The sequence below is a fragment of the Actinoalloteichus spitiensis RMV-1378 genome (genome assembly GCF_000239155.1).
Lineage (GTDB): Bacteria > Actinomycetota > Actinomycetes > Mycobacteriales > Pseudonocardiaceae > Actinoalloteichus_B > Actinoalloteichus_B spitiensis.
In genome coordinates, this window is record NZ_AGVX02000707.1 from 1 (window position 1) to 2,912 (window position 2,912).

General features: G+C 76.9%; 3 protein-coding genes. All 3 read left to right on the forward strand.

The genetic code is table 11. From position 1 onward, the window contains the following. Positions 1 to 390 (forward strand): peptide deformylase (locus tag ACTIDRAF_RS31025; protein WP_016701273.1); only part of this gene is annotated, 390 nt, incomplete at its 5' end. Between the two features lie 3 nt (positions 391 to 393). Then, positions 394 to 1,323: a methionyl-tRNA formyltransferase gene (gene fmt, locus ACTIDRAF_RS0224285; RefSeq protein WP_016701274.1), complete on the forward strand. Its 930-nt coding sequence runs from the start codon at positions 394 to 396 to the stop codon at positions 1,321 to 1,323. Continuing rightward, the gene (locus ACTIDRAF_RS0224290; protein WP_026066452.1) at positions 1,320 to 2,756 is read left to right on the forward strand and encodes an RsmB/NOP family class I SAM-dependent RNA methyltransferase; all 1,437 of its coding nucleotides are present in this window, start codon (positions 1,320 to 1,322) and stop codon (positions 2,754 to 2,756) included. Before fmt ends, ACTIDRAF_RS0224290 begins: the two co-directional genes overlap by 4 nt. Positions 2,757 to 2,912 lie beyond the last annotated feature (156 nt).

The window sequence follows — 2,912 nt, forward strand, 5'->3', positions numbered from 1 at the left end:
GTGGGCCTCCGGGTGTTCACCTACCACTGCGACGGCGCTGCCGGGCACCTCGTCAACCCCAGCCTGGAGGTGCTGGGCGACGAGGTCCGGGAGGCCCGGGAGGGGTGCCTGTCGATCCCCGACCTGACCACTCCCTGCCGACGCCACCACGCCGTGGTCGCCCGTGGCTGGAACATGCGCGGGGAAGCCGTGGAGGTGCGGGGCGGCGAACTCCTGTCCCGCTGCCTCCAACACGAGACCGACCACCTCGACGGTGTCCTCCTCCTCGACCGGCTCACCTCCGGCACCCGGCAGGACGCCCTGGAGCGGATCCGGACGGCCGACTGGTTCGGCCACGGCCGCTCCACCCCCGACGACAACCCGAACCCGTCTCCTGGAAGGGGCCGCTGACTCGTGCGACTCGTCTTCGCCGGAACCCCGGAGGTCGCGCTGCCGTCGCTGCGCGCGCTGCTCGCCTCCCCACGGCACGAGGTGGTGGCGGTCGTCACCCGCCCCGACGCCCGCGCCGGCCGGGGTCGCCGGGTGCTCCGCTCCCCCGTCGCGGAACTGGCCGCCGACCACGGCATCGAGGTGCTGACCCCGGCCAGGGCTGGCGACCCCGGGTTCCGGGCCACCCTCACCGACCTGGCCCCGGACTGCTGCCCGGTGGTCGCCTACGGGGCGCTGCTCCCCCAGGCCACCCTCGACATCCCCCGCCACGGTTGGGTGAACCTGCACTTCTCGCTGCTGCCCGCCTACCGCGGGGCCGCCCCGGTGCCCGCGGCCGTGCGGGCCGGGGAGGACTACACCGGCGCGTCCACCTTCCGCCTGGTGCGTGAGCTCGACGCCGGGCCGGTGTACGGAGTGGTGACCGAACGGATCGAACGCCGGGACACGGCCGGGGACCTGCTGGACAGGCTGGCCGTGTCCGGGGCCGACCTGCTCCTCGCCACGCTCGACGGCATCGAGGACGGCTCCCTGGTGGCCCAGGAGCAGCCGGCGGAGGGGGTCAGCTACGCCCCCAAGATCGAGGTGGCCGACGCCCGGGTCGACCTCACCCGGCCGGCGCTCGCGGTCGACCGCCTGGTGCGGGCCGTCACACCGGACCCCGGTGCCTGGGCGGAGTTCCGGGGCGAACGGCTGAAACTGGGCCCGGTGCTGCCGGTGGTGGTCGACGACCCACCGGCGCCGGGCCGCATCGTCGTGGAACGCCGGCGGGTGCTGGTGGGCACGGCGACCGACCCGGTGGTGCTCGGCGAGGTCCAGGCACCGGGGAAGAAGCGGATGGCCGCCGTCGACTGGGCGCGCGGCGCCCGCGTCGAGGCAGGAGAGGAACTGGCGTGAGCAATCCCGACCGACACGGCCGACGCAGGCCCCGACCGAACGACAGGTCCCGGCCGCCCCGGGGCAGGAAGGGACCCGCCCGGCCCCCGGTGGAGGACGCCGCCAGGCAGGCCGCCCTGGACACGGTGGCGGCGGTGCGCGAACGCGACGCCTACGCCAACCTGGTGCTGCCCGGGCTGCTGCGCGAACGGCGGATCTCCGGCCGGGACGCGGCCCTGGCCACCGAGCTCGCCTACGGGACCTGCCGGGCCAGGGGGCTGCTCGACGCGGTCCTCGACGCGTGCAGCGACCGGCCCTTCGACCAGGTCGACGGGCCGCTCCAGGACGTCCTGCGGCTCGGCGCCTACCAGCTGCTGCGCACCCGGGTCCCCGAACACGCCGCCGTGTCCACCACCGTGGACCTGGCCAGGGCCGCCGTCGGGTCGTTCGCCGCCGGGTTCGTCAACGCCGTGATGCGGCGGGTGCTGGAACACGACGAGGCGGGCTGGGTGGACCGGCTGGCCCCCGACCCCGAGCGGGACGCGGTGGGCAACCTGGCCTTCCGCCACGCCCACCCCCGGTGGATCGCGCAGGCGTTCGCCGACGCGCTCGGCGACACCGGGGAGGAGCTGCGGGAGGCCCTGGCGGCCGACGACGCGCGACCGGCCGTGCACCTGGTCGCCCGCCCCGGTGAGGTCAGCGCCGACGAGCTCGCCGCGATGACCGGCGGCGACGTCGCCCCCTACTCGCCCTACGCGGTGCGGCTGGACGCCGGCGCCGGGGACCCGGCCGACCTGGAGCCGGTGCGGGAACAGCTCGCGGCGGTGCAGGACGAGGGCAGCCAGCTCACGGCGCTGGCGCTGACCAGGGCGCCGTTGACCGGGTCGGACCAGCGGTGGCTGGACCTGTGCGCCGGTCCGGGCGGCAAGGCGTCCCTGCTGGGGGCCCTGGTCGGGCTGGACGGGGGCACGCTGGACGCGGTGGAGCCGTCGGCGCACCGCGCCGCCCTGGTGCGCGGGGTGACGGCGGGCCTGCCGGTCACCGTGCACGAGGCGGACGGCCGGGCGCCGGAGCTGCCGGCGGGCTCCTACGACCGGGTCCTGGTGGACGCGCCGTGCACCGGGCTGGGCGCGCTCCGCCGCCGCCCGGAGGCCCGGTGGCGCCGCCAGCCCTCGGACCTCGCCGCGCTGGCCAGGCTCCAGCGGGAACTGCTGACCTCCGCCCTGGGCCTGGTCCGGCCGGGCGGCGTCGTCGCCTACGTCGTCTGTTCACCCCACCTGCGGGAGACCGTGGAGGCGGTGGACGACGTGCTGCGCGGCGGTGGGGTGGAACAGCTCGACGCCCGTCCCGCCTTCCCCGGGGTCGACCAGCTCGGCGACGGACCGCACGTCCAGCTGTGGCCGCACCGGCACGGGACCGACGCGATGTTCTGCGCCCTCCTCCGGAGGAGCTGACCCGCGAGCCGGCGAGCACGCGGGCCGGGCGGTGTCCGCCCCGTGTCCCCGGCCGGGACACCGGCGGGCCGTCCGGGGGGTTCGGCGACCGGGTCGCGCCGGTTCGGCGGCACGTCGAACGCACGGCGGCGGGGCGGCGGGTGCCGCCGAGCCCCG